General features: G+C 62.3%; 18 protein-coding genes. 11 read left to right on the top strand and 7 right to left on the bottom strand.

The window, feature by feature from the left end:
* From dacB to pmrB, 3 genes are all read left to right on the top strand, one after another.
* The coding region (dacB, locus tag QMM04_RS11035; protein WP_282996178.1) for a serine-type D-Ala-D-Ala carboxypeptidase at positions 1–1,352 on the top strand (1,352 nt) is incomplete at its 5' end.
* Positions 1,352–2,014 (top strand): two-component system response regulator PmrA, encoded by a 663-nt coding sequence (pmrA, locus tag QMM04_RS11040; RefSeq protein WP_021507711.1) that lies wholly within the window; start codon positions 1,352–1,354, stop codon positions 2,012–2,014. The genes dacB and pmrA, both read left to right, overlap by 1 nt.
* A complete protein-coding gene (pmrB, locus tag QMM04_RS11045) occupies positions 2,011–3,072 on the top strand; it encodes a two-component system sensor histidine kinase PmrB (RefSeq protein WP_125309456.1) in 1,062 nt (353 codons plus the stop codon). Before pmrA ends, pmrB begins: the two co-directional genes overlap by 4 nt.
* Before the next feature lie 6 nt (positions 3,073–3,078).
* On the opposite strand, the gene QMM04_RS11050 is transcribed toward pmrB, so the two are convergent.
* Positions 3,079–5,355, bottom strand: coding sequence for a TonB-dependent siderophore receptor (locus QMM04_RS11050; protein ID WP_058770686.1), 2,277 nt, complete (start codon positions 5,353–5,355; stop codon positions 3,079–3,081).
* Positions 5,356–5,617: 262 nt separating this feature from the next.
* Between QMM04_RS11050 and fes the strand changes: the two genes are divergently transcribed.
* A complete protein-coding gene (gene fes, locus QMM04_RS11055; RefSeq protein WP_282996179.1) occupies positions 5,618–6,892 on the top strand; it encodes an enterochelin esterase in 1,275 nt (424 codons plus the stop codon).
* On the top strand, positions 6,885–10,769 hold the full coding sequence (locus tag QMM04_RS11060) for an enterobactin synthase subunit F (RefSeq protein ID WP_282996180.1): 3,885 nt from the start codon (positions 6,885–6,887) through the stop codon (positions 10,767–10,769). The genes fes and QMM04_RS11060 overlap by 8 nt, the downstream gene beginning before the upstream one ends.
* 85 nt (positions 10,770–10,854) lie before the next feature.
* On the opposite strand, the gene QMM04_RS11065 is transcribed toward QMM04_RS11060, so the two are convergent.
* The 3 genes from QMM04_RS11065 to fepD are packed head-to-tail and all read right to left on the bottom strand — an operon-like array spanning position 10,855 to position 13,618.
* Complete coding sequence (locus QMM04_RS11065) at positions 10,855–11,652, bottom strand: ATP-binding cassette domain-containing protein (protein ID WP_058780378.1); 798 nt, start codon at positions 11,650–11,652, stop codon at positions 10,855–10,857.
* Positions 11,649–12,632 carry an iron-enterobactin ABC transporter permease gene (gene fepG / locus QMM04_RS11070; RefSeq protein ID WP_282996181.1) on the bottom strand — a complete coding sequence of 328 codons (984 nt, stop codon included), beginning with the start codon at positions 12,630–12,632 and terminating at the stop codon, positions 11,649–11,651. Before fepG ends, QMM04_RS11065 begins: the two co-directional genes overlap by 4 nt.
* Entirely contained in the window at positions 12,629–13,618 is a 990-nt protein-coding gene (gene fepD / locus QMM04_RS11075) for a Fe(3+)-siderophore ABC transporter permease (protein ID WP_282996182.1), read from the bottom strand. Before fepD ends, fepG begins: the two co-directional genes overlap by 4 nt.
* 146 nt (positions 13,619–13,764) lie before the next feature.
* On the opposite strand from fepD, the gene entS reads away from it, so the two are divergent.
* Positions 13,765–15,015 (top strand): enterobactin transporter EntS, encoded by a 1,251-nt coding sequence (entS, locus tag QMM04_RS11080; RefSeq protein WP_166711376.1) that lies wholly within the window; start codon positions 13,765–13,767, stop codon positions 15,013–15,015.
* Here entS and fepB read toward each other — a convergent pair.
* A complete protein-coding gene (gene fepB / locus QMM04_RS11085; protein ID WP_058774890.1) occupies positions 15,010–15,975 on the bottom strand; it encodes a Fe2+-enterobactin ABC transporter substrate-binding protein in 966 nt (321 codons plus the stop codon). The genes entS and fepB overlap by 6 nt on opposite strands.
* 176 nt (positions 15,976–16,151) lie before the next feature.
* Here fepB and QMM04_RS11090 point away from each other — a divergent pair, with 176 nt between their 5' ends.
* From QMM04_RS11090 to QMM04_RS11110, 5 genes are read left to right on the top strand one after another with little or no spacing between them, the layout of a single operon-like run.
* Positions 16,152–17,333 carry an isochorismate synthase gene (locus QMM04_RS11090; RefSeq protein ID WP_166711378.1) on the top strand — a complete coding sequence of 394 codons (1,182 nt, stop codon included), beginning with the start codon at positions 16,152–16,154 and terminating at the stop codon, positions 17,331–17,333.
* A 10-nt stretch (positions 17,334–17,343) separates the two neighbouring features.
* Positions 17,344–18,957: a (2,3-dihydroxybenzoyl)adenylate synthase gene (locus QMM04_RS11095; RefSeq protein ID WP_166711380.1), complete on the top strand. Its 1,614-nt coding sequence runs from the start codon at positions 17,344–17,346 to the stop codon at positions 18,955–18,957.
* Positions 18,958–18,975: 18 nt separating this feature from the next.
* Positions 18,976–19,830, top strand: a complete 855-nt coding sequence (locus QMM04_RS11100) for an isochorismatase (RefSeq protein ID WP_021507724.1) — start codon at positions 18,976–18,978, stop codon at positions 19,828–19,830.
* Positions 19,827–20,585: a 2,3-dihydro-2,3-dihydroxybenzoate dehydrogenase gene (gene dhbA, locus QMM04_RS11105; protein ID WP_058759589.1), complete on the top strand. Its 759-nt coding sequence runs from the start codon at positions 19,827–19,829 to the stop codon at positions 20,583–20,585. Before QMM04_RS11100 ends, dhbA begins: the two co-directional genes overlap by 4 nt.
* A 3-nt stretch (positions 20,586–20,588) precedes the next feature.
* Complete coding sequence (locus tag QMM04_RS11110; RefSeq protein WP_021507726.1) at positions 20,589–21,005, top strand: hotdog fold thioesterase; 417 nt, start codon at positions 20,589–20,591, stop codon at positions 21,003–21,005.
* Between the two features lie 172 nt (positions 21,006–21,177).
* On the opposite strand, the gene cgtA is transcribed toward QMM04_RS11110, so the two are convergent.
* Complete coding sequence (gene cgtA, locus QMM04_RS11115; RefSeq protein WP_058759590.1) at positions 21,178–22,353, bottom strand: Obg family GTPase CgtA; 1,176 nt, start codon at positions 22,351–22,353, stop codon at positions 21,178–21,180.
* Positions 22,350–22,569, bottom strand: a 220-nt coding sequence (locus QMM04_RS11120; RefSeq protein WP_282996183.1) for a hypothetical protein, incomplete at its 5' end; no start/stop codon positions are given. The genes QMM04_RS11120 and cgtA, both read right to left, overlap by 4 nt.

Consider the following 22,569-nt stretch of genomic DNA (forward strand, 5'->3'; position numbering starts at 1 on the left):
AGTATTTGCCAGACGGCGCAAACCTGGCGCTGATGGTACAAAAAGTGGGCGCATCCACCCCGATAATCGACTATCACGGCAAACAGATGGCGTTGCCGGCCAGTACCATGAAAGTGATCACCGCGCTGGCGGCACTGCTGGAGCTGGGCCCGGACTTCCGTTTTCAGACCACGCTGGAGACCAAAGGCGCGGTCAGCGATGGCACCTTAAATGGCGACCTGGTGGCGCGCTTTGCCGGCGATCCGACGCTCAGCCGCCAGGATCTGCGCAATATGGTGGCGGCGCTGAAAAAGCAGGGCATCAACCATATCAAAGGCAATCTGGTGATCGACACCTCGGTGTTCGCCAGTCACGATATGGCGCCAGGCTGGCCGTGGAACGATCTGACACAGTGCTTCAGCGCCCCGCCAGGTGCGGCGATTGTTGATAAAAACTGCTTCTCGGTTTCGCTCTACAGTGCCAATACGCCCGGCGAAAACGCCTTTGTGCGCATCGCCTCTTACTATCCGGCGCACATGTTCAGTCAGGTGCGCACGATCGGACGCAACAGCGGTGACGGGCAGTATTGCGAGCTCGACGTGGTGCCCGGAGAGCTCAATCGCTACACGCTGACCGGCTGTATGCGCCAGCGTGCGGAACCGCTGCCCCTGGCATTTGCCGTGCAGGATGGCGCCGCGTGGGCCGGCGAGATCCTTAAAGCGCAGCTGCGCGACGCCGATATTGATTACAGCGGCCATTTAGTGCGCCAGACGCAGGTGACGTCACCGGGCACGGTGCTGGCCTCGACGCAGTCCGCACCGCTGCACAACCTGCTGCACACCATGCTGAAGAAGTCAGACAACATGATCGCTGATACCGTGTTCCGCACCATCGGCCATCACTACTTTAACGTGCCGGGCACCTTCCGCGCCGGTTCGGATGCGGTCAGGCGTGTGCTGCGCGAAAAAGCCGGCGTCGACCTCGGCAACAGTATTCAGGTGGATGGTTCCGGCCTGTCGCGTCATGACCTGATCGCGCCGGATACCATGATGCAGGTGCTGCAGTTCATCGCCAAAAATGACGCCACGCTGAATTATATTTCGATGCTGCCGCTGGCGGGTTATGACGGCACGCTGCAGTATCGCGGCGGTCTGCACGAAGCGGGGCTGGATGGCAAAGTGTCGGCAAAAACCGGTTCGCTGCAGGGCGTCTATAATCTGGCTGGGTTCATCACCACGTCGAGCGGTGCGCGCGTGGCCTTTGTCCAGTTCCTCTCTGGCTATGCGGTACCGCCGGAAGACCAGAAAACGCGGCGGATTCCGCTGGTGCGCTTTGAGAGCCGGCTCTATACCGACATTAACAAGAACAACTAATGAAACTGTTGATCGTTGAAGATGATGCGTTATTACAATCGGGGCTGGCGCAGGCGCTGAGCAGCGAGGGCTACGCCGTGGATTGCGCTGGCAGCGCGGCGGAAAGCAACGCCCTGCTGCGCAGCAGCCAGTACAGCCTGATCGTGCTGGATCTCGGTCTGCCGGATCGCGATGGCGCCACGCTGCTGCGCCAGTGGCGACGCGACGGCATCGCGGTGCCGGTGCTGATCCTGACCGCGCGCGATGCGCTGGAGGATCGCGTCGACGGGCTGGACGCCGGTGCCGATGATTACCTGGTCAAGCCGTTTGCGCTGGCAGAATTGCAGGCGCGGGTGCGCGCGCTGATCCGCCGCTATCAGGGGCACAGCGACAACCTGCTGCAGCAGGGCGATCTGACGCTCAATCTCAGCTCGCAGCAGGTGCTGCTGGAAAATCTGCCGCTGGAGATCACCCCCAAAGAGTTCGCCCTGCTCACCCGCCTGCTGATGCGCGTGGGGCAGAATGTGCATCGCGAAACGCTGCAGCAGGATCTCTACAGCTGGAACGACGATCCCGGCTCCAACACTTTAGAAGTCCACATTCATAATCTGCGCCGTAAGCTGGGGAAAGATCGCATCAAAACCGTGCGCGGCGTTGGCTACCGGCTGGAACTGCGCGAATGAACAGCATGCGTCAGCGGTTACTGATCATGCTGGCGCTGATTCTCCTCACCTGCCAGGTGATGAGCGCCATCTGGCTGTGGCACGAAAGCCGCGAACAGATCAGTTTCCTCGTCAATGAAACCCTGTCGGCCCAGGCGCGTAACGATCGTGTGGAGAATGAGATCCGTGAGGCCATCGCTTCGCTGTTGCTGCCTTCGCTGGTGATGGTAAGCCTGACGCTGCTGCTGTCGTTCTGGGCCATCAACTGGATTATCCGTCCGCTCAAATCGCTACAGGACAGCCTTGCCCACCGCTCTGCCGACAACCTGACGCCGCTGCCGATTTACTCCGAGATGGATGAAATCGTTGCGGTCACCTCCTCCATCAATCAACTGTTTTCCCGTCTCGATCACACGCTGCAGCAGGAGCGATTATTCACCGCCGATGCCGCGCACGAGCTGCGTACGCCGCTGGCCGGGCTGCGCCTGCATCTCGAGCTTCTGCATCAGCAGCAGGTGCCGCAAAGCGCCATGCTGATTGAGCGCATCGACCAGCTGATGCACACCGTCGAACAGTTGCTGATGCTGTCGCGCGCCGGTCAGGCGCTGGCGGGCGGCCACTATCAGCAGCTGCAGTGGCAGCGCGACATCATGCAGCCGCTTATGCCGGAAATGGCGGAACTGTACGCCCAGCGTCAGCAGACGCTGCACTGGCCCGACGGCGACGAGGTGCCGCAGCAGGGTGAAGCGGTGCTGCTGCGCCTGATGCTGCGCAATTTGCTGGAGAACGCGTCGCGCTACAGTCCGGAAGGCAGCAGCGTGCAGGTGAAGCTGCGTCAGGTACAACAGCAGGTCTGGGTTGAAGTGTGGGATCAGGGGCCGGGTATTGATGCCGATGCGGCAGAAGAGCTGACGCAGGCGTTCCGGCGGCGCGATCAACGCTATGGCGGCAGCGGCCTGGGCCTGAACATTGTGCTGCGAATTGTGCAGATGCATCGCGGCAGGCTGGAACTGGTGAACCGCGAAGACAGCAGCGGACTGGTCGCCCGCTGCTGTTTGCCAACGCAACTGATTGGCTGAGCGCCATCAGAAGTGGGTGTTGAGGCTCATATAGTAAGTACGGCCTGATTCGTTATAGGTATTGGCACCGGCACCGTAGAGATAAGCGCCGGTGGTGGCGTTACCGGTGGTTTGCGCATTGCCCTCACGGAAGTGGCGCTTATCGAACAGGTTATCGATGCCCAGCGTCACGCTGGCGTACTTATTGATATCGTAAGTACCGCTCAGGCCGACAATCGAGTACGGGCTCACTTTGTCGGTGGCGCTGCCGGTGACCGGCTGTCCTTTGTAGTCGTACTTCTTCGGCGTCTGGGTGCCGTACCACGTCAGGGTGGTTTGCAGCGACAGATCCTGCGTTGCCTGCCAGCTCAGCGTCGAGTTCAGCGTATACTCCGGAATGATCGACAGACGATCGCCGGTCTCCTTGTTCTTGCTCTGCAGCATGTAGGTAAAGTTGTTATTCCACATCACGCTGTCAGAGAAAGGAACATTGACCGTACCTTCCAGCCCTTCCACCACTGCTTTCGGCACGTTCTCCCAGCGATAGATATCCGTGGTGCCGTTAGAGGCTTTACCTGAAGGCGCATAGCCGGCTTCAATCTTGTTGCGGTAGTCGTTACGGAACCAGGTCAGACCGGCCTGATAACCTTCATGCTTCCACTCCAGCCCAACTTCTTTATTGATGCTGTTTTCCGCTTTCAGATTCGGATTACCCTGCAAATAGCAGGCGCCGGTGCTGGCGGCGCAGCCCTGGCCGTTGCTGTACAGCAGGTAGTTCGGGTTCGTCTGGTACAGACTCGGCGCTTTGTAGGCCCGGCCAATCCCCATCTTCAGCGTGAAGTCATCGCCCAGCCCCTGTGACAGGTTAAGCGATGGGCTCCAGTTGTTGCCAACGATGGAGTGATGATCGAAGCGCAGCGCCGGCGTCAGCATGGTGCTGTCGGTCAGCTCCATGTTGTCTTCGGCAAACAGGGAGAAAATCTCCGCCTGGGCATAAGGACTGCGGCCGGTGCTGGCGATGCCTGGCACGGCACCGTTGCTGGCGGCCTGGGTGGTCGACGAAGGATCTTTCATGCGCTGCTGGTTCCACTCGGTGCCCAGCGTCGCGGTCTGATTGACGCCCAGCTCAAACGGCAGGCTGATTTCACTGTGCAGCAGCACATCGTCCAGCTGGATGGTATTGAACCCGCTGTTGGAGAAGATCCCTTCCGTGCCACCCGCCAGACCTTCATTAATGCGCGTATTGCGGGTTTTCTCGTAGCGCGCCCAGCTGCTGGTGCTGATGCCGTTGTCCCACGCGCCGGTCCATTTCAGTGAAATATTCTGGCGATACAGACGGTTGGTTTCGTCGCCGTACAGGCTCTTCACCAGCGCGTTAGTGTTGGTGTTCTGCGTATCGCCCGCGTACAGGTTGCCCTGACGACTGTAACCGGCCTGCAGCTCCAGCGTCTGCATGGGGGCAAACGCCCAGCTTAGCAACGCATTGATGTCTTTGTTTACCGAGCCTTCGCGGCCTGCCGGGTAACTGCCGGCATAGCTGCCGGTGCGCGCTGCCGCGTGCCCTTCATTGATGTCGTACGCGTCGGCCTGGGTTTTGGCTAAGCCGCCATACAGCCGGAAGTTGAAGTCGTCGCCCAGCGGCCCTTCAAGGCTGAAGTTGGTGCGTTTGGTCGCCCCTTCCGATTTGTGTTCCGGCGCGTTGAAGTAGGTATTCCACGAACCGTGCCACTGCTGATCGCTGTACTTTTTGGTGATGATGTTCACCACACCGCCCGCCGCGCCGTTACCGTAGCGCACCGCGGCCGGCCCGCGAATCACGTCGATGTGATCAATCATCTCCGGCGGCACCCAGTTAGTATCGCCGCGCGTATCACGCTCACCGCGCCAGCCGAGACGCACCGAGTTACGGCTGGTGATCGGCATGCCGTCCACCATGATCAGGGTATTTTCCGGCCCCATGCCGCGAATATCGATCTGACGGTTGTTGCCGCGCTGGCCGCTGGTCGAGTTACCGGTCAGGTTAACCCCCGGCATGGTACGGATAATTTCTGAGACATCGCGCGCCGGTGGATGCTTTTTGATCTCATCGGCGGTGATGGTGGAAACCCCCGGTGCCTGCAGCGTCTGCTGCTGGGCCGTCACCATTAAGGTGCCACCGTCCATTGCGCTGGCGTCGGGAGAAGAGGCGTTGCTGGAAGTCGTCTTGCTGGAAGTCTCTGCTGCCCAGGCGCTGCCGGAGAGCAGTGAGGCGCTGAGCCCCAGTTCGATCAAAATAGCGAAGGTTAACCGCGAGTAATGCTTCATTTTTTTTCATTCCTGGAAGGCCAGTTCTGCGCCACAGCGGAGTGACTGGCGAGCCGGTGAGAAGATCCCTGTCTTTATCGCGCAGCCGTTCACACCTGGCAGGGCCATCCTTTGCTGAATCCCATGACTTACCGGGTGCCAGACGGAACGTGCGTGCTCATTTTGAGCGCAGTCACCCTATTGCAAATGCAAATAATTATCAATAGTATTATTTATCAATCCTATGTAAACCTCCCCGTACAGACGGCGACTGGCAGCCCCTATGACCTGGCGAAATGATGGAATTGGTAGCGAAGCCTGGTGGCAGGAGCAACAGACTCAGGGCATTCCGCGCATTGAGCCGCAGCAGGATGGCACCTGTCTGGTGACCTTCTTCTGGCGCGATCCGCAAGGCAGTGAAACCACCTCCCACACCCAGCGCGTGTGGATCAACATCACCGGCGTGACCGATCACCACCAGCGGCGCCCGCCGCAATCGCTGATGCGCGTCGCCAGTAGCGATATCTGGTACTGGCAAACCGTGCTGCCGTCACACTGGCGCGGCAGCTACTGCCTGATGCCGGATCGGCAGGCCAGCGATTTCAGCGGCGAGCCTGACATGCATGCGCTGCGCCATTGGTGGCGCGAAAAATTCCCTGCCGCGCAGGCCGATGCGCTCAATCCGCTGCGCAGCTGGTCCGGCGGACGCGGCATGGGCGTGTCACCGCTGCACCTGCCTGACGCGCCCGACCAGCAGGTGTGGCGTGCGGTGGATGAGGGCCGCGCCCCGGCGCTGACGCTGCAGGAGCAGCAGTGGGACAGCGCGCTGCTCGGCAATCGTCGCCGGGTGTGGCTGTACGCCACAGGCGAGGCGCAGCACGGCCCGCGTCCGCTGGCGATACTGCTCGATGGTCAGTTCTGGGCGCAGCAGATGCCGATCGCCGGCCCGCTGCAGCAACTGACCGCTGCGGGCAAGCTGCCGCCGGCGGTCTACCTGTTTATCGACATCATCGATCGCGAACACCGCAGCCGCGAGCTGCCATGTAATCCGCAATTCTGGCAGGCGGTGCAGCAGGAGCTGTTGCCGCAGGTGGCACGCTGGATGCCGTACGATGCGCAGCCGGCGCGCACGCTGGTCGCCGGACAAAGCTTCGGCGGTCTGGCCGCGGTGTTTGCCGCACTGCACTTTCCCCACACCTTTGGTAATGCGCTCAGCCTGTCCGGCTCCTTCTGGTGGCCGGAGCGCGGTAACCCGCATGGCTGGCTGCTGCAGGCGCTGGACCATGGCCTGGCACCTCGCCAGCCGCTGCGTTTCTGGCTGGAGGCAGGCCAGCGTGAAGGCCTGATTCTGCAAGCCAATCAACAATTACAACAACAACTTACCGCTGCCGGCTATCAGGTGCATTACCAGCCGGTAGAGGGCGGCCATGACGCGCTGTGCTGGCGCGGTGGCCTGCTCGACGGTCTGCAAGCTTTGTGGCGCAATCCAAATTCATTCATCACGCCAGACGTGAACCGGAGCGACAGTAAATTCTCTGATGAACGACACTATGATTGACCAACAAACTCTGCCGCTGGTGGCGGCGCAGCCTGGCATCTGGATCGCCGACCAGCTCAGCCGCCATCACAACGCTTACGCGGTCGCGCACTTTGTCGAACTGCGCGGCGACATCAACAGCGCGCTGCTGGCGCAGGCCATCGTCCACGGCATGCAGGAAGCCGATACCCTGAATATGGCGTTCGGCGAAATCGACGGCGAGCCGCTGCAGTGGCCGCAGCCACAGACCTTCAGCCTGCCAGACATCGTTGATCTGCGCGGCGAAGCGGATGCCGCTGCCGCCGCGCGCGCCCTGATGCGTGCCGATATGCAGGGTGACCTGCGTGTGCTGAGTGGCGCACCGCTGTGGCACCATCGTCTGTTCCGCCTCGGCGAGCAGCACTGGTTCTGGTATCAGCGCTATCACCATCTGGTGGTGGATGGCTTCAGCTTTACCGCGCTGACGCGCCGCATCGCCAATCTGTACAGCGCCGCCGTACAGCAGCAGCCGCCTGAGCCGACACCGTTTATTCCGTTCAGCGCCGTGGTTGACGAGTATCAGCGCTATCAGCAATCGGCGTCTTACACCCGTGACGGCGAATTCTGGCGCGAAAAAGGCCGCGCCCTGCCCGCGCCCGCCTCGCTGTCGCCGCTACCGCTGGCCGGTCAGAGCGCCAGCACCGATCTGCTGCGCCACAGCGTTACGCTGGATCGTCACCGCTTCCAGACGCTGACCAGCCAGCATCCACAGCACAGCGCCGCCGATCTGGCCTTTGCGCTGGTAGCGCTGTGGCTGGCTCGTCTCAGCGGGCAAAATGATTTTGCTGCCGGCTTCATCTTCATGCGTCGCATCGGCTCCGCCGCGCTGTGCGCCACCGGTCCGGTGATCAACGTGCTGCCAATGGCGGTGCATTACCAGCCGGGACAAACGCTCGGCGATCTCGCCGCTCAGCTGGCCGCGGAAGTGAAAAAAATGCGCCGTCATCAGCGTTACGATGCTGAACAGGTGCAGCGCGATCTCGGCCGCCTCGGCGATAGCGATCCGCTGTATGGCCCGGTGATCAACCTGAAGATGTTTGACTACCAGCTTGATTTCGCTGGCATTGAAGGCATCACGCATCAGCTGGCCTCCGGCCCGGTGCGCGACCTGGAAATCGCGATTTACCTCAGCGAGCACGGCGATCTGACGCTGGAGCTGCTGGCGAACGCGCAGCGCTATGCTGCCGAGACGCTGCAGCGCCATGCCAGCCGCTTTGCCCTGCTGCTCAGCCAGCTGGCCGCGCAGCCGCAGCGCGCGCTGGGCGAGCTCGATCTGCTGACGCCAGCGGAGCAGCAGCAGATTGCGGCCATCAATCAGACTGCCCATCCGCTGCCAGCGGAAACCCTGGCGTCGCTGCTGGCGCAGCAGGCGCAGCGCACCCCGGACGCACCGGCACTTGCCGATGCGCAGCACCAGCTGAACTATCGCCAGATGCAGCAGCAGGTATTCGCGCTGGCGGCCGATCTCAGTGCGGCCGGCGTGCAGCGGGGTGATATCGTCGCCGTGGCGCTGCCGCGTTCGGTGCAGCTGTCGCTGGCGCTGCAGGCCATTGTGACGCTCGGGGCCGCTTATCTGCCGCTGGATACCGGCTATCCGGACGAGCGGCTCCAGCTGATGCTGGAAGACGCCGCGCCCAAAACGCTGATTACCGCTGCCGCGCTCAGTGCCCGCTTCCGCGCCATCGCGCCGGTCAGTCAGCTGCACTTTGACACCCTGTACAATGCCGAACATGCACCGGCACCGGCCAGCTCGCCGACGCCGCAGGATGGCGCGTACATCATCTATACCTCCGGCTCTACCGGCCGGCCGAAAGGCGTGCTGGTCGGCCATCAGGCGATCGTTAATCGCCTGCTGTGGATGCAGGATCGTTATCCGCTGCAGGCGGATGACGTGGTGCTGCAGAAAACGCCGAGCAGCTTTGATGTCTCGGTGTGGGAGTTCTTCTGGCCGCTGCTGGTCGGCGCGCAGCTGGTGATGGCGCCGCCGGATGCACACCGCGATCCGGAAGCCTTACAGCAACTGTTTGCCCGCTACAAAGTCACCACCACGCATTTCGTACCCTCGATGCTGGCGGCCTTTGTCGCGGCGCTCGACCACCCGGCCGCGATAGCGTGCTGCGCCAGCCTGCGCAATGTGTTCTGCAGCGGTGAAGCATTGCCCACCGATCTGTCGCGCAGCTGGGAAACATTGACCCGCGTGCCGCTGCACAATCTGTATGGGCCGACCGAAGCGGCCGTTGATGTCAGCTGGTATCCGGCGTATGGCGCGGCGCTCGCCGCTGTCGATGGCCCAAGCGTACCGATCGGCTTCCCGGTGTGGAACACCGGCCTGCGCATTCTTGATGCGCAAATGCAGCCGGTGCCGCCGGGCGTGGCCGGCGATCTCTATCTTACCGGCATTCAGCTGGCGCACGGCTATCTCAACCGGCCGGAGCTGACCGCCAGCCGCTTTATCGCCGACCCGTACGCCGCTGGCGAGCGCATGTACCTGACCGGCGACGTAGCGCGCTGGCTGGACAACGGTGCGGTGGAGTATCTCGGGCGCAGCGATGACCAGCTGAAGATCCGCGGTCAGCGCATTGAGCTGAACGAAATTGATCATGCGCTGTGCGCCCAGCCCGGCATTGAGCAGGCGGTGACGCATGCGGTGGTGCTGGGCAGTGCGGCGGCACAGGGCGATGCGCGTCAGCTGGTGGGCTACGTGGTGGCGCCTCAGCCGGTGGATGGCGACGCGCTGCGTCAGGCGCTGGCACAGCAGCTACCGGCACACATGGTGCCGGTGGCCATCGTCCAGCTGGAGGCGCTGCCGCTCAGCAGCAACGGCAAACTGGATCGCAAAGCGCTGCCGCTGCCGCAGTGCACCACGCAGCGCCAGGGGCGCGCGCCACTGCCCGGTTTAGAGAGCACGCTGGCCGCAGCGTTCTGCCGCCTGCTGGCCTGCGACACGATCGGTGCGCAGGATGATTTCTTTGCGCTCGGTGGCCATTCGCTGCTGGCGATGCGCCTGGCTGCGCAGCTGCGCCGCGAGCTCCAGCTGCCGGTCTCGGTTGGGCAGATCATGATCGCCCCGACGGTTGAAAAACTGGCGACGCTGCTGAGCGATGGACAATCCCATCAGCAGGCGGGCTTTGAAGCGGTGCTGCCGCTGCGTAAAGGCAGCGGACCGACGCTGTTCTGCTTCCACCCGGCGTCCGGCTTCGCCTGGCAGTTCAGCGTGCTGCAGCGTTACCTTGACCCACGCTGGTCACTGGTCGGCATTCAGTCGCCTGATACTCAGGGACCGCTGAATCAGAGCGCGCATCTCGATGAGGTCTGTGAAGCGCATTTGCGTACGCTGCGCGAGGTACAACCGCACGGGCCCTACTATTTCCTCGGCTACTCGCTGGGCGGTACGCTGGCGCAGGGCATTGCTGCCCGGCTGGAAGCGGCGGGTGAAGAGGTCGCCTTCCTTGGCCTGCTCGACACCTGGCCGCCGGAAACGCAGAACTGGGATGAGAAGCGCGGCGAGAATGTGTTGGATCCGGCGGTGCTGGAGGAGGTGAATCGCGAGCGCGAACAGTTTATCGCCGCGCAGCGCCATCAGGCCGGTGAAGAGATGCAGGCCATGTTCGATACCATCGAAGCCAACTACGCCAGCTCGGTGCGTCTGCTGGCCACGGCGCGCAGCGCACGCTTCGGCGGCCGCGCTACGCTGTTCCTCGCCGAACAGACGCAGCAGCCAGGCCAGGATGCGCGCCGCGCCTGGGCGCCCTATGTCGGTGAGCTGACGGTGTGGCCGATGGATTGCGCCCACGTCGAGATTATCTCGCCTCGCATGTTTGAGCAGATTGGGCCACTGTTGCAGCAATTGCTGGCGTAGCGGTTTTGCCCTCACCCTAACCCTCTCCCGCGGGAGAGGGAACCGTATGGCAGAAAACGTTTAAACAACAGCCCTTTCTTCCGCCTTAGCGGCCGCGCCCCAGCGGCACAATCATTGGCGTATGCGCCACCGGATCCTCAACAATCACACAGCGTAATCCGTACACCTGCTCAATCAGTGCCGGCGTCACAATCTCGCCAGGCTTGCCCTCGGCAATGATCTTCCCGTGACGCATGGCGATCAGATGGGTGGCGTAGCGGCAGGCGTGATTAAGGTCGTGCAGCACCACCACCAGCGTGCGGCCATGCTGCTGATTGAGCGTCTGCATCAGCTCAAGCAGCTCAATCTGGTGGGTAATATCCAGCCAGGTGGTGGGCTCATCCAGCAGCAGCAGCGGCGTCTGCTGTGCCAGCACCATGGCGATCCATACGCGCTGACGCTGCCCGCCGGACAGGGTATCGACCGCCTGTTGCGCCAGGTCCGCCACGCCGGTGGCCAGCATCGCCTGCTGCACCGCCGCTTCATCCTCCGCGCGCCAGCGGCCAAACAGTGACTGATGCGGATAACGTCCGCGCGCCACCAGCTCGCTCACGCTGATGCCCGCCGGTGCGTTTGAACTCTGCGGCAGCAGGCCAAGACGGCGCGCCACCTCTTTGGTGGGATAACGTGCAATCGCCTCGCCGTCCAGCAGCACGTCGCCTTTCAGCGGTGCCTGCAGGCGGCTGAGAGTACGCAGCAGGGTGGATTTACCGCAGGCGTTAGGGCCGATAATCACGGTCAGCTCCCCTTGCGGAATCGCCACCGAGAGATTTTCCGCCACCACTTTTTTGTCATAACCCAGCGTCAGGCCTTCGCCATATAGCCGTGAAGGAATATCGATCATTGGCGTCGCGCCTCCCGCACCAGTAACGCAATCAGATAGAGTCCGCCCAGGCTGGCGGTAATCACGCCAACCGGCAGTTGATAAGGCAGGAACAGATGCTGCGCGGCATAATCGGCGGCGCACAACAGCAGCGCGCCGCACAGCGCCGCCAGCCACAACGCGCCTTTTCCCCCACCGCACAGCCGGCGCGCAATCTGCGGTGCCAGCAGCGCCACGAACGAGATCGGCCCCGCCAGCGCGGTGGAGGCAGCGGTCAGCAGCACGCCCAGCAGCATCAGCCACAGGCGGCTGCGCTCCACCGGCACGCCGAGCGCGCAGGCGGTGTCGTCGCCCATCTCCAGCAGACGCATGCGGCGCGTTAACAGCGCCACCAGCAGCAGCGACAGCAGCAGCACCGTCACCACCGGCGGCGTTTTCGCCCAGGTGATGCCGTTGAGCGAGCCGGCGCTCCACAGCCCGGCGCTGAGCGCCGACTCCAGCGAAGCGCTGATAATCAGCCAGGCATTGAGCGCCATCAGCAGCGCACGCACGCTGATGCCCACGATGATTAACCGAAACGTTTCCACCCCGTTGCGCCAGGCAAACAGATACACCAGCGCAGCCGTCGCGATACCGCCGATCAGCGCGGCCCCGGTCATCGCGGTAATACTTTGATTGAACAGCACCAGCGCCACCAGCACACCGCTGTAAGCGCCGGTATTGAAGCCGAGAATATCCGGGCTGCCGAGCGGGTTACGTAGCAGCGACTGAAAAATTGCCCCGCTGACACCCAGCGCCGCACCGATCAGCAGCGCCATCAGCACGCGCGGCAGCCGCCACTCCACCACAATCAGCTGCACGTTGGCCGCTCCCTGCCCGCGCAGCGCCTGCCACACCTGCTCCGCCGTAATCGGCAGCGCACCGCGCGTCAGCGCCAGCCACGTCAGCAGCGCACACGCTAATAGCAGCCAGCCGCCATGCAACCAGGCACGCCGCGTCATAATCCACCTCGCCCGCGCTGGCGCCGTACCAGCAAAATCAGCATCGGCGCGCCAAGGATGGCGGTCACAATTGAGACACGCAGTTCGCCTGCCACCATCATCCGCCCCAGAAGATCCGCCGCCAGCAGCAGCGCCGGGGTGATCAGCGCCGTCGCCGGCAGCAGCCAGCGGTGATCGTTGCCCACCAGCCAGCGGGCAAAATGCGGCGTCATCAGGCCGATAAAAGCGATCGGTCCGACGGCGGCGGTCGCCGCGCCGCTCAGTAAGGCAATCGCCAGCAGGCCCAGCAGTTGAGTGCGCACCACGCGCGTGCCCAGCGCCGCCGCCATATCGCCGCCCATGCTCAGGCTGTTCAGCGACTGCGCCAGCCCCAGCGCCAGCGCCGCACCGGCCAGCACCGCCGGGCTCAGGGTGCGCAACACGCTGAAATCGCGGATATCCAAAGAGCCGCTCTGCCAGAAGCGCAGGTGATCGTAAATGTCCGGATTGAGCAGCGACAGGCCGGAGGTTAAGCCCTCCAGCACCGCCGCCAGCGCCACGCCTGCCAGCGTCAGACGCACCGGATTGACGCGCCCGCCGCCCATCGCGCCAATCACCGTCATCAGCAGCGCCGCCAGCAGTGCACCGCTGAAGGCCAGCGTCAGCCACTGCAGCGGGGAGTCCGCTCCCAGCAGCGCGATGCCGAGCACGATGGCAAAACCGGCACCGGCGTTCACGCCCAGAATGCCCGGCTCGGCCAGCGGATTACGCGTCAGGCTCTGCATCAGCGCGCCAGCCAGCCCCAGCGCCACACCCGCCAGCAGACCGGCCAGCGTGCGCGGCAGGCGCGCATCGCGCACGATGATGCACTCCGCGCTTGAGCAGGAGGCGGTGAGAGCGTGATACACATCGGAAAGCGGTATTGATTTGGCACCCAGCATCAGACTGAGCGCCAAGAGGAGCAAAAGCAGAATCCCTGAGCCTGCTAATGCACGGATCTGGCGCATAGCGTTCTAAACCTTCACTGTTCGACGTCGTTGCAGTGCAACGTAATGTGATAATGATATTTGTTATCGTTATTACTCGCGTTTGCCTATGTTACCATGAGTCGCCTCGCGGATGATGAGGAAAATTGGTGCAAAAAGGCGAAACAATGAACAAACCCTCTCACTTTATCGATCTCTCACTGCTGAAAACCCACGCGGCGTTTCGCGCGGTGTTTATTGCGCGTTTTATCTCGATTGTGGCGCTCGGCATGCTGGCCGTTGCCGTGCCGGTGCAGATTCAGCAGATGACCCATTCACCGCTGCTGGTGGGCCTCGCCGTCACGCTGTCCGCTGCCGGCATGTTTACTGGCCTGCTGACCGGCGGCGTGCTCGCCGATCGCTATGAGCGTAAGAAATTGATCCTGTTTGCCCGCACCACCTGCGGACTGGGCTTTGTCGCGCTGGCGATAAATGCCGCGCTGCCCGCGCCTTCGCTGCTGGCGGTCTATCTGCTGGGCTTGTGGGACGGCTTTTTCGGTGCGATTGGCGTCACGGCGCTGCTGGCCGCTACGCCGGCGCTGGTGGGACGCGAAAACATTATGCAGGCCGGCGCGATCACCATGCTGACGGTGCGCTTCGGCTCGATTTTATCGCCGGCGATTGCGGGTGTGGTGATCGCGCACGGCGGCGTGCTGTGGAATTACGGACTGACCGCCTTCGGCACGCTGCTGACAGTGCTGACGCTGCTGCAGCTACCTGCGCTGCCCCCGCCTCCGCAGCCGCGCGAGCATCCGCTGCGGGCGCTGGCAACCGGCGTGCAGTTCCTGTTCGCCAGCCCGGTGGTCGGCATGGTGGCGCTGACCGGTGCGCTGGTGACGCTGGCCAGCGCCATCCGCGTGTTGTACCCGGCGCTGGCACCGCACTGGTCAGTCAGCGCCGACCAGCTCGGTATGCTGTACGCCGCCGTGCCACTCGGTGCCGCCGTGGGTGCACTTACCAGCGGCAGGCTGAAACAGGCAGCGCGCCCGGGGCGGCTGGTGCTGGGCAGTGCCGTGGCCGGTTTCGTCGCCCTGGGCCTGTTCAGCCTGATGCCGACGCTGTGGCTGGCGCTGCTGTGTCTGGCGGGCTTCGGCTATTTCAGTGCCATCAACAGCCTGGTGCAGTACGCGATGATTCAGCTGCTGACGCCGGATCATCTGCTGGGCCGCATCAACAGCCTGTGGACGGCGCAGAACGTGTGCGGCGATGCCCTCGGCGCAGCGCTGATTGGTGCCCTCGGTTCGTGGCTGTTACCGGCGCAGGCTGCCGCGGCGTTTGGCTGTGCCGCGACACTGCTTGGCGTCATGATGTGGCTGATGATGAAAGGATTACGGCGCTATCAGGCGCCCGCGCCCGTGCTGGCGCAGCAAACATCATGATTTGACGAACAGCTGATGCAGACGCGTCAGCAGATTGCTGGCGCTGTAGTAATCCAGGCGGAAGGTGTCGATACCCAGCGCATAGACCTGCTTATCGCGCACCGCCGCGTTTTGTGCCAGGAACGGGTTGCTCAGCACTGACTGCGCGGTTTTGTCATCGCCAGCAAACAGCAGGAAGCTGTGACCGGTCAGGCTGGCGGCGAGATTCTCGCCCGAGAGCTGAATAATATCTTTGCGCTGGCCCATGCTGTGCCCCTGTTGCGTACCGGCCGGCGGCTGCGCCAGGGTAAAACCGAGCTGCTGCAGTAGTTTGCCCTGCGCCGATGCGGCGGTCCACAGATTCACCGCCCGGCCTTCACCGTTCCATACCATCGCGGAGACCGGCTGCGGCGGCAGCGTAATGGCCTGCTTCAGCGCCGCTTCGCGATCGTCGAACTCTTTTACGCGCTGCGCCGCCTGTGCTTCATGGCCGGTGGCCTGCCCCAGCAGCGTAACCACATCCTGCCAGCTCTTATCGTCGTAGTTGACCACCAGCGTGGGGGCAATGGCGGACAGCTGACTGACCAGCTTCAGGGCGGAGTCATTACCGGTGGCGCTGACGATAATCAGATCCGGGGCTTGCGCCGCAATCGCCTCGGCGCTCGGCTCACCAATGTACAGCCGCTTAACGTGGCGCTGCTTTGCCACCTCGCCCCACTGACGGAAGAAGCCCTGATCGTCGGCCAGGCGGCTTTTCGGTGCGGTCGCGCCTGAGGCGATGACCGGCGCGTCAATCGCCAGCAGCGAGCCGGTCAGCGTGACGCTGGTGGAGACAATGCGCTGCGGTGCCTGGTGAAGCGTTACCGTTCCGGTCGCGCCCTGTACGCTGCGCGGCCAGCCCTGGTCGGCCCGCGCTGTCCCTGACAGCGACTGGAAAATGAACAACAGGACAGCCATGCCCCATAAACCGCATTTATTCATAAGTTTTGATCCACCTTTTAGCTTAATGCCTGGCCCGGCGTCAGCCGCCGCTTACGTCTGACAGCACGGTAAATCCCGCGAATGGATTGACTCTTTGCCCCTTTCGACGTAGGTTACAGAGCCATAATAAAAATGATAATCATTCTTAATAATCTTATCATTTATAGGTGAAAATTATGGTGGAAAGCTCTACGTTTGAAAATGCCTGGCTGAAGGATTTTTCCGCGCTGTGCCGCGGTTTCCTTTTCACCTCGCCATGGCGCAGCCTGGCCACCCAGGGATGCTATACCACGATCAACACGCCGGTGGGCGATGCCGCGCTGCTGCAGGGCGACTTTCAACAGCAGCTGCGCCAGCACTTTGCCGCGGCGAAAAAGCAGGGGATCGCCAATCCGCTGCTGGTGGGCGCGATTCCGTTTGACGTCAGCCAGCCAGCGTCGCTGTTCATACCCGAATCCTGGCAGAGCTTTAATCGCGCCGACCTGCAACAGGCGCTGACGGCGCAGCAGAGCGATCTGCCGGCAGTGCGGCGGCGGACGGCAGTGCCAGACCACGCGGTGTTTACCCGCATGGTGGCCGACGCCGTTGCCACCATCCAGCGCGGCGATCCGGACAAAGTGGTGCTGTCGCGCCTGATGGATATCGTCACGGAGCAGCCGGTGGATACCGCCGCGCTGATGCAGCGCGTGATCGCGCAAAATCCCAATAGCTACCATTTCCATCTGCCGCTGGCGGAAGGCGGCGCGCTGGTGGGCGCCAGCCCGGAACTGATGCTGCGCAAACAGGGGCGCGATTTCTCCTCCTGCCCGCTGGCCGGCTCGGCGCGCCGCCATCATGACGACGTCAGCGCCGATCGCGCGGCAGGTAACACCCTGATGGCGTCAGCCAAAGACCGCCACGAACATCAGCTGGTGACCGACGCGATGCGCAGCACGCTGCAGCCGCGTAGCCGCCTGCTGTCGGTGCCTACCGTGCCGTCGCTGATCACCACCGCCACGCTGTGGCATCTGGCGACGCAAATCGATGGCGAAGTGCAGGATGAGCGCGAAAACGCGCTGTCGCTGGCGGCGCTGCTGCACCCAACCCCGGCCCTGAGCGGCTTCCCGCACGCCCGCGCGCAGCAGCTGATTCAGCAGCTCGAACCCTTTGATCGCCAGCTGTTTGGCGGCATCGTCGGCTGGTGCGACAGCGAAGGCAACGGCGAATGGGTGGTGACCATTCGCTGCGGGACGGTAAACGGCACGCGCGTGCGGCTGTTTGCCGGCGCTGGCATCGTCGCCGACTCACAACCGGAATCAGAATGGCGTGAAACGGGTGTGAAGCTGGACACCATGTTGCGCGCTTTTGGACTGCAATAAAGGAACAAGCATGAGCATTCCCTTCAGCCGCTGGCCGGCACATCTGGCCGCGCGCTATCGCGAGAAAGGCTACTGGATCGACGTGCCGCTGACCGACATCATCGACCGCCATCGCGAAAACGACGCTATCGCCGTGATCGACGGCCCTTTGCAGCTCAGCTACCGCCAGCTGGCGCAACGCAGTGATAATCTGGCGGCGGCGCTGCAGCGGCGCGGTTTACAGCGCGGTGACACGGCGCTGGTGCAGCTCGGCAACGTGGCGGACTTTTACGTTACGCTGTTTGCCCTGTTTAAGCTGGGCGTGGTCCCGGTGTACGCGCTGTTCAGCCATCAGCGCACTGAACTGCTGGCCTATGCGCAGCAGATTGCACCGAAACTGCTGATCGCCGATCGCCAGCACGCGCTGTTTGCCAGCGACGACTTCATCGCCACGCTGTGCGAGGCGCAGCCCACGCTGCAGCAGGTGATCCTGCGTAACGACGCGCAGGCGGAAAATACGCTGGCGTCGCTGCAGGATGAAGCGGCTGGCGATTTTGTCGCGACACCGACTGCCGCCGATGAAGTGGCGTTTTTCCAGCTCTCCGGCGGCAGCACCGGGACGCCGAAGCTGATTCCGCGCACCCACAACGACTATTACTACAGCATCCGCGCCAGCGACGAGATTTGCCACATCAATGCCGACACGCGCTATCTGATCGCCCTGCCCGCGCCGCATAACTTCGCCATGAGTTCCCCCGGTTCGCTCGGGGTGTTCTATGCCGGCGGCCAGGTGATTCTCGCCGCGGATCCCAGCGCCACGCTCTGCTTCCCGCTGATTGAGCAGCACCAGGTGACCGATACCGGACTGGTGCCGCCGGCGGTCAGCCTGTGGTTGCAGGCGATTCAGGAGTGGGGCGGCAATTCAGCGCTGGCCTCGCTGCAGCGCATTCAGGTGGGCGGGGCCAAACTGGGCGAAACGCTGGCCGCACGCATTCAGCGTGAAATCGGCTGCCAGCTGCAGCAGGTGTTTGGCATGGCGGAAGGACTGGTTAACTACACGCGCTTCGGCGATGACGAGCAAACCATTCTGACTACCCAGGGGCGCCCGATTTCGGACGATGACGAAGTGTGGGTGGCCGACGAGAACGGCAATCCGCTGCCGCCAGGCCAGGTCGGTCGCCTGATGACGCGCGGCCCTTACACCTTCCGGGGCTACTACAACAGCCCGGAGCACAATGCCGCCAGCTTCGACGCTGACGGTTTTTACTGCTCAGGCGATCTGATTGAGATCAACGCTCAGGGTTACATCACCGTACAGGGACGCGAAAAGGATCAGATCAACCGCGGCGGCGAGAAGATCGCCGCAGAAGAGATCGAAAACTTGCTGCTGCGCCATCCGGATGTAATCCACGCCGCGCTGGTGTCCATGCATGACGAGCTGATGGGTGAAAAGAGCTGTGCCTTCATTGTGGCGCGCCAGCCGGTAAAACCGGTCGCGCTGCGCCGCCATCTGCGCGAGCTGGGCATTGCCGAATTCAAACTTCCCGACCGCATTACCTGCGTCGACGACCTGCCGCTTACCCCGGTAGGCAAAGTGGATAAAAAACGTTTACGCCAACAGCTTGCTGAGCAGACGCAAGCCTGATTTTTTCCGGAGATTGTAATGGCTATTCCAAAACTGACGTCTTATGCGCTGCCCGCCGCCACTGAGCTGCCGGCTAACAAAGTACAATGGGCGCTGGAGCCGCAGCGCGCGGCGCTGCTGATTCACGATATGCAGGCCTATTTCCTCAACTTCTGGGGCGAAGACAGCCCGCTGGTGAATCAGGTGGTGGAGAACATTGCCCGCCTGCGCGCTTACTGCAAAGCGCAGGGCATTCCGGTGTTCTATACCGCCCAGCCCAACCAGCAAAGCGATGAGGATCGCGCGCTGCTGAATGATATGTGGGGACCGGGGCTGAACAAACATCCGGATCAGCAGAAGATCGTCGACGCGCTGGCGCCGGATCAGGACGATCAGGTGCTGACTAAATGGCGCTACAGCGCGTTTGTGCGCTCGCCGCTGGAATCTATCCTGCAGGAGATGGGCCGCGATCAGCTGATCATTACTGGCGTGTATGCCCACATCGGCTGCCTGACCACCGCCACCGACGCCTTCATGCGTAACATCCAGCCGTTTATGGTGGCCGATGCGCTGGCCGACTTCTCGCGCGACGAGCATATGATGGCGCTGACCTACACCGCAGGCCGCAGTGGCAAAGTGGTGATGACCGCCGACCTGATGCCGCTGCCACAGAGCAAGGACGCGCTGCGCGCGCTGATTCTGCCGCTGCTGGAAGATGATGACGTGCCGGAAGATGATGAAAACCTGATCGATTATGGGCTGGATTCGGTGCGCGTGATGGCGCTGGCGGCGCGCTGGCGTCAGGTGCACAGCGATATCGACTTCATCAGTCTGGCGAAAAACCCCAGCATAGATGGCTGGTGGGCGCTGCTGTCACGGGTGCCAGCCCAATGAGCGCCTGTTTTGATTTCAGCGGAAAAATTGTCTGGGTGACCGGTGCCGGTAAAGGCATCGGCTATCACACCGCGCTGGCGTTCCATCAGGCCGGTGCGCAGGTGACCGGTTTTGATTTGCACTTTGGCCAGGATGACTATCCGTTTGCCACCTGCCAGCTGGATGTCGCCGACAGTGCTGCGGTGCGCGATTGCTGTCAGTCACTGCTGGCCAGCCAGCCGCGGCTGGATATCCTGGTGAACGGCGCGGGCATTCTGCGCATCGGCAGCACCGATGCGCTGTCTTTCGCCGACTGGCAGGCGTGCCTCGCCGTCAACGCCGGCGGCGCGTTTAACCTGTTCCAGCAGACGCTACCGGTCTTCCGCCAGCAGCGCGCTGGCGCGATTGTCACCATCGCCTCTAACGCCGCGCACGCCCCGCGCCTCGGCATGTCAGCCTATGGCGCCTCCAAAGCAGCGCTACGCAGCCTGTGCCAGACGGTTGGGCTGGAGATGGCACCGTATGGCGTGCGCTGCAATATTGTCTCACCGGGATCAACCGATACCGATATGCAGCGCAGCCTGTGGCATACGCCGGAAGCCGAGCAGGAGATGATCAACGGTTTCCCGGATCAGTACAAACTGGGGATCCCGCTGCGTAAGATCGCCCAGCCGCAGGAGATCGTGAACAATATCCTGTTCCTGGCCTCGGATCTTGCCAGCCATGTGGTGCTGCAGGATATTGTGGTAGACGGTGGCGCAACGCTGGGAGCCTGAGGCATGGCAATCTGGAAACGTACGGTGGATCTCGCCACGCTGAATCAGCTGGGCGATAACTCGCTGGTGGCGCATCTTGGGATCGTGTTTACCGCCATCGGTGACGATTATCTGGAGGCCACCATGCCGGTAGACAGCCGCACGCAGCAGCCGTTTGGCCTGCTGCACGGCGGCGCGTCGGTGGTGCTGGCGGAGTCGATGGGCTCCATTGCCGGTTACCTGAGCGTGGAAGAAGGTAAAAGCGTGGTGGGCATTGAGGTGAGCGCCAGCCATCATCGGGCGGTGAGCAGCGGCGAGGTGCGCGGTGTTTGTCGTCCGCTGCATCTGGGGGCGCGCAATCAGAGCTGGCAGATTGAGATACGCAATGGTCGCGATCAGTTGTGCTGTAGTTCGCGGCTGACGGTGGCGGTGCTGGGGTAGGTTTGGTTCCGCTGCGGCCTGATGCCCTCACCCTGCCCTCTCCCACGGGGAGAGGGAATGATGGTGCGGCCTGGTGCTCTCTCCCGCGGGGAGAAGGAATGATTGTACGGGCTGGTGCTCTGCGCTAAACAGCAATAAAAAAAGCGGCCATCTGGCCGCTTTTTTGCTGACATCAACGCTGATAAATGATCTCGACGCCTTCGTCGTCGTCTTCATCCCAGTCGTCATCCCAGTCTTCGTCTTCTTCCACTTCCTGAGCATTTTCCAGCGCTTCACGGTGGTAATCATCCCACATGAAGGCCACTTTCTCTGGCTGCTTCGCTTCTTCTTCCGCTTCTTTTGGATTCGCAATGATAAAGCTCATCACATCCCAGCACAGCTCATTGACACCGTCACGGCTGGCGGCGGAGATCAGATAATATTTCTCATCCCAGCCCAGCGCTTCGGCAATCGCTTTAGCGCGGCTTTCCGCCTCTTCACGGCTCAGCAGGTCGGTTTTATTGAACACCAGCCAGCGCGGCTTCTGGTACAGCTTGTCGCTGTATTTCTCCAGCTCGCCGAGAATGATGCGGGCATTTTCTACCGGATCGGATTCGTCGATTGGCGCGATGTCGATGAGGTGCAGCAGCACACGGCAGCGCTCCAGATGCTTGAGGAAGCGAATTCCGAGGCCCGCGCCTTCCGCTGCGCCTTCAATCAGGCCGGGAATGTCGGCGACCACGAAGCTCTTTTCGCTGTCCATACGTACCACGCCGAGGCTTGGCACCAGGGTGGTGAACGGATAATCCGCCACTTTTGGCTTCGCCGCTGATACCGCGCGGATAAAGGTCGATTTACCGGCGTTAGGCAGACCCAGCATCCCCACGTCTGCCAGCAGCATCAGTTCCAGCTGCAGGTCGCGCTTCTCGCCCGGCGTGCCCATGGTTTTCTGACGCGGCGTACGGTTCACGGACGATTTGAAGCGGGTGTTGCCCAGACCGTGCCAGCCACCTTTCGCCACCATCAGCTTCTGCTCATGGCGCGTCATGTCGCCCAGCGTTTCGCCCGTGCCCTGATCGATCACGCGCGTACCGACCGGCACTTTAACAATGATGTCTTTACCGCGTTTACCGGTACAGTCACGGCTCTGGCCATTCTGGCCGCGTTCGGCGCGGAAAGATTTTTCGAAACGATAATCGATCAGGGTGTTGAGGTTTTCATCCGCCAGCAGGTAAACATCACCGCCGTCACCGCCGTCACCGCCGTCCGGTCCCCCTTTGGGAATGTACTTCTCGCGGCGGAAGCTGACGCAACCGTTGCCACCATCACCCGCGACCACCAGGATCGTCGCTTCATCAACAAACTTCATTTTTTATCTCCGTCACACTGTCGTTTGCGCCACGCTGCGGGCGACAAACGGGTCCGCCAGGGTCTTCTGCGCTGACCGGCGGCGGATAATACAGGATTGGCAAAGCTATGTGTACATAAAGTGTACAGCAAACTGAGGCGCAAGGTCAGCGTGATTGCCGTAACCTGCGGCAGAATGTAAAAAGCCCCGCAAAGCTGCGGGGCCTTCCATTCGTGT

It is taken from the genome of Pantoea sp. Pa-EAmG, assembly GCF_030024295.1.
Taxonomy (GTDB): domain Bacteria; phylum Pseudomonadota; class Gammaproteobacteria; order Enterobacterales; family Enterobacteriaceae; genus Pantoea; species Pantoea dispersa.

Excerpts from the sequence above, each read along its gene's own strand:
- entS (WP_166711376.1), top strand. The coding sequence starts at position 13,765 with ATGAACAAACCCTCTCACTTTATCGATCTCTCACTGCTGAAAACCCAC.
- fepB (WP_058774890.1), bottom strand. The coding sequence starts at position 15,975 with ATGAATAAATGCGGTTTATGGGGCATGGCTGTCCTGTTGTTCATTTTC.
- pmrA (WP_021507711.1), top strand. The coding sequence starts at position 1,352 with ATGAAACTGTTGATCGTTGAAGATGATGCGTTATTACAATCGGGGCTG.
- QMM04_RS11095 (WP_166711380.1), top strand. The coding sequence starts at position 17,344 with ATGAGCATTCCCTTCAGCCGCTGGCCGGCACATCTGGCCGCGCGCTAT.
- fepG (WP_282996181.1), bottom strand. The coding sequence starts at position 12,632 with ATGACGCGGCGTGCCTGGTTGCATGGCGGCTGGCTGCTATTAGCGTGT.
- QMM04_RS11065 (WP_058780378.1), bottom strand. The coding sequence starts at position 11,652 with ATGATCGATATTCCTTCACGGCTATATGGCGAAGGCCTGACGCTGGGT.
- pmrB (WP_125309456.1), top strand. The coding sequence starts at position 2,011 with ATGAACAGCATGCGTCAGCGGTTACTGATCATGCTGGCGCTGATTCTC.
- fepD (WP_282996182.1), bottom strand. The coding sequence starts at position 13,618 with ATGCGCCAGATCCGTGCATTAGCAGGCTCAGGGATTCTGCTTTTGCTC.
- QMM04_RS11090 (WP_166711378.1), top strand. The coding sequence starts at position 16,152 with ATGGTGGAAAGCTCTACGTTTGAAAATGCCTGGCTGAAGGATTTTTCC.
- QMM04_RS11100 (WP_021507724.1), top strand. The coding sequence starts at position 18,976 with ATGGCTATTCCAAAACTGACGTCTTATGCGCTGCCCGCCGCCACTGAG.
- cgtA (WP_058759590.1), bottom strand. The coding sequence starts at position 22,353 with ATGAAGTTTGTTGATGAAGCGACGATCCTGGTGGTCGCGGGTGATGGT.
- QMM04_RS11050 (WP_058770686.1), bottom strand. The coding sequence starts at position 5,355 with ATGAAGCATTACTCGCGGTTAACCTTCGCTATTTTGATCGAACTGGGG.
- dhbA (WP_058759589.1), top strand. The coding sequence starts at position 19,827 with ATGAGCGCCTGTTTTGATTTCAGCGGAAAAATTGTCTGGGTGACCGGT.
- QMM04_RS11060 (WP_282996180.1), top strand. The coding sequence starts at position 6,885 with ATGATTGACCAACAAACTCTGCCGCTGGTGGCGGCGCAGCCTGGCATC.
- QMM04_RS11110 (WP_021507726.1), top strand. The coding sequence starts at position 20,589 with ATGGCAATCTGGAAACGTACGGTGGATCTCGCCACGCTGAATCAGCTG.
- fes (WP_282996179.1), top strand. The coding sequence starts at position 5,618 with ATGACCTGGCGAAATGATGGAATTGGTAGCGAAGCCTGGTGGCAGGAG.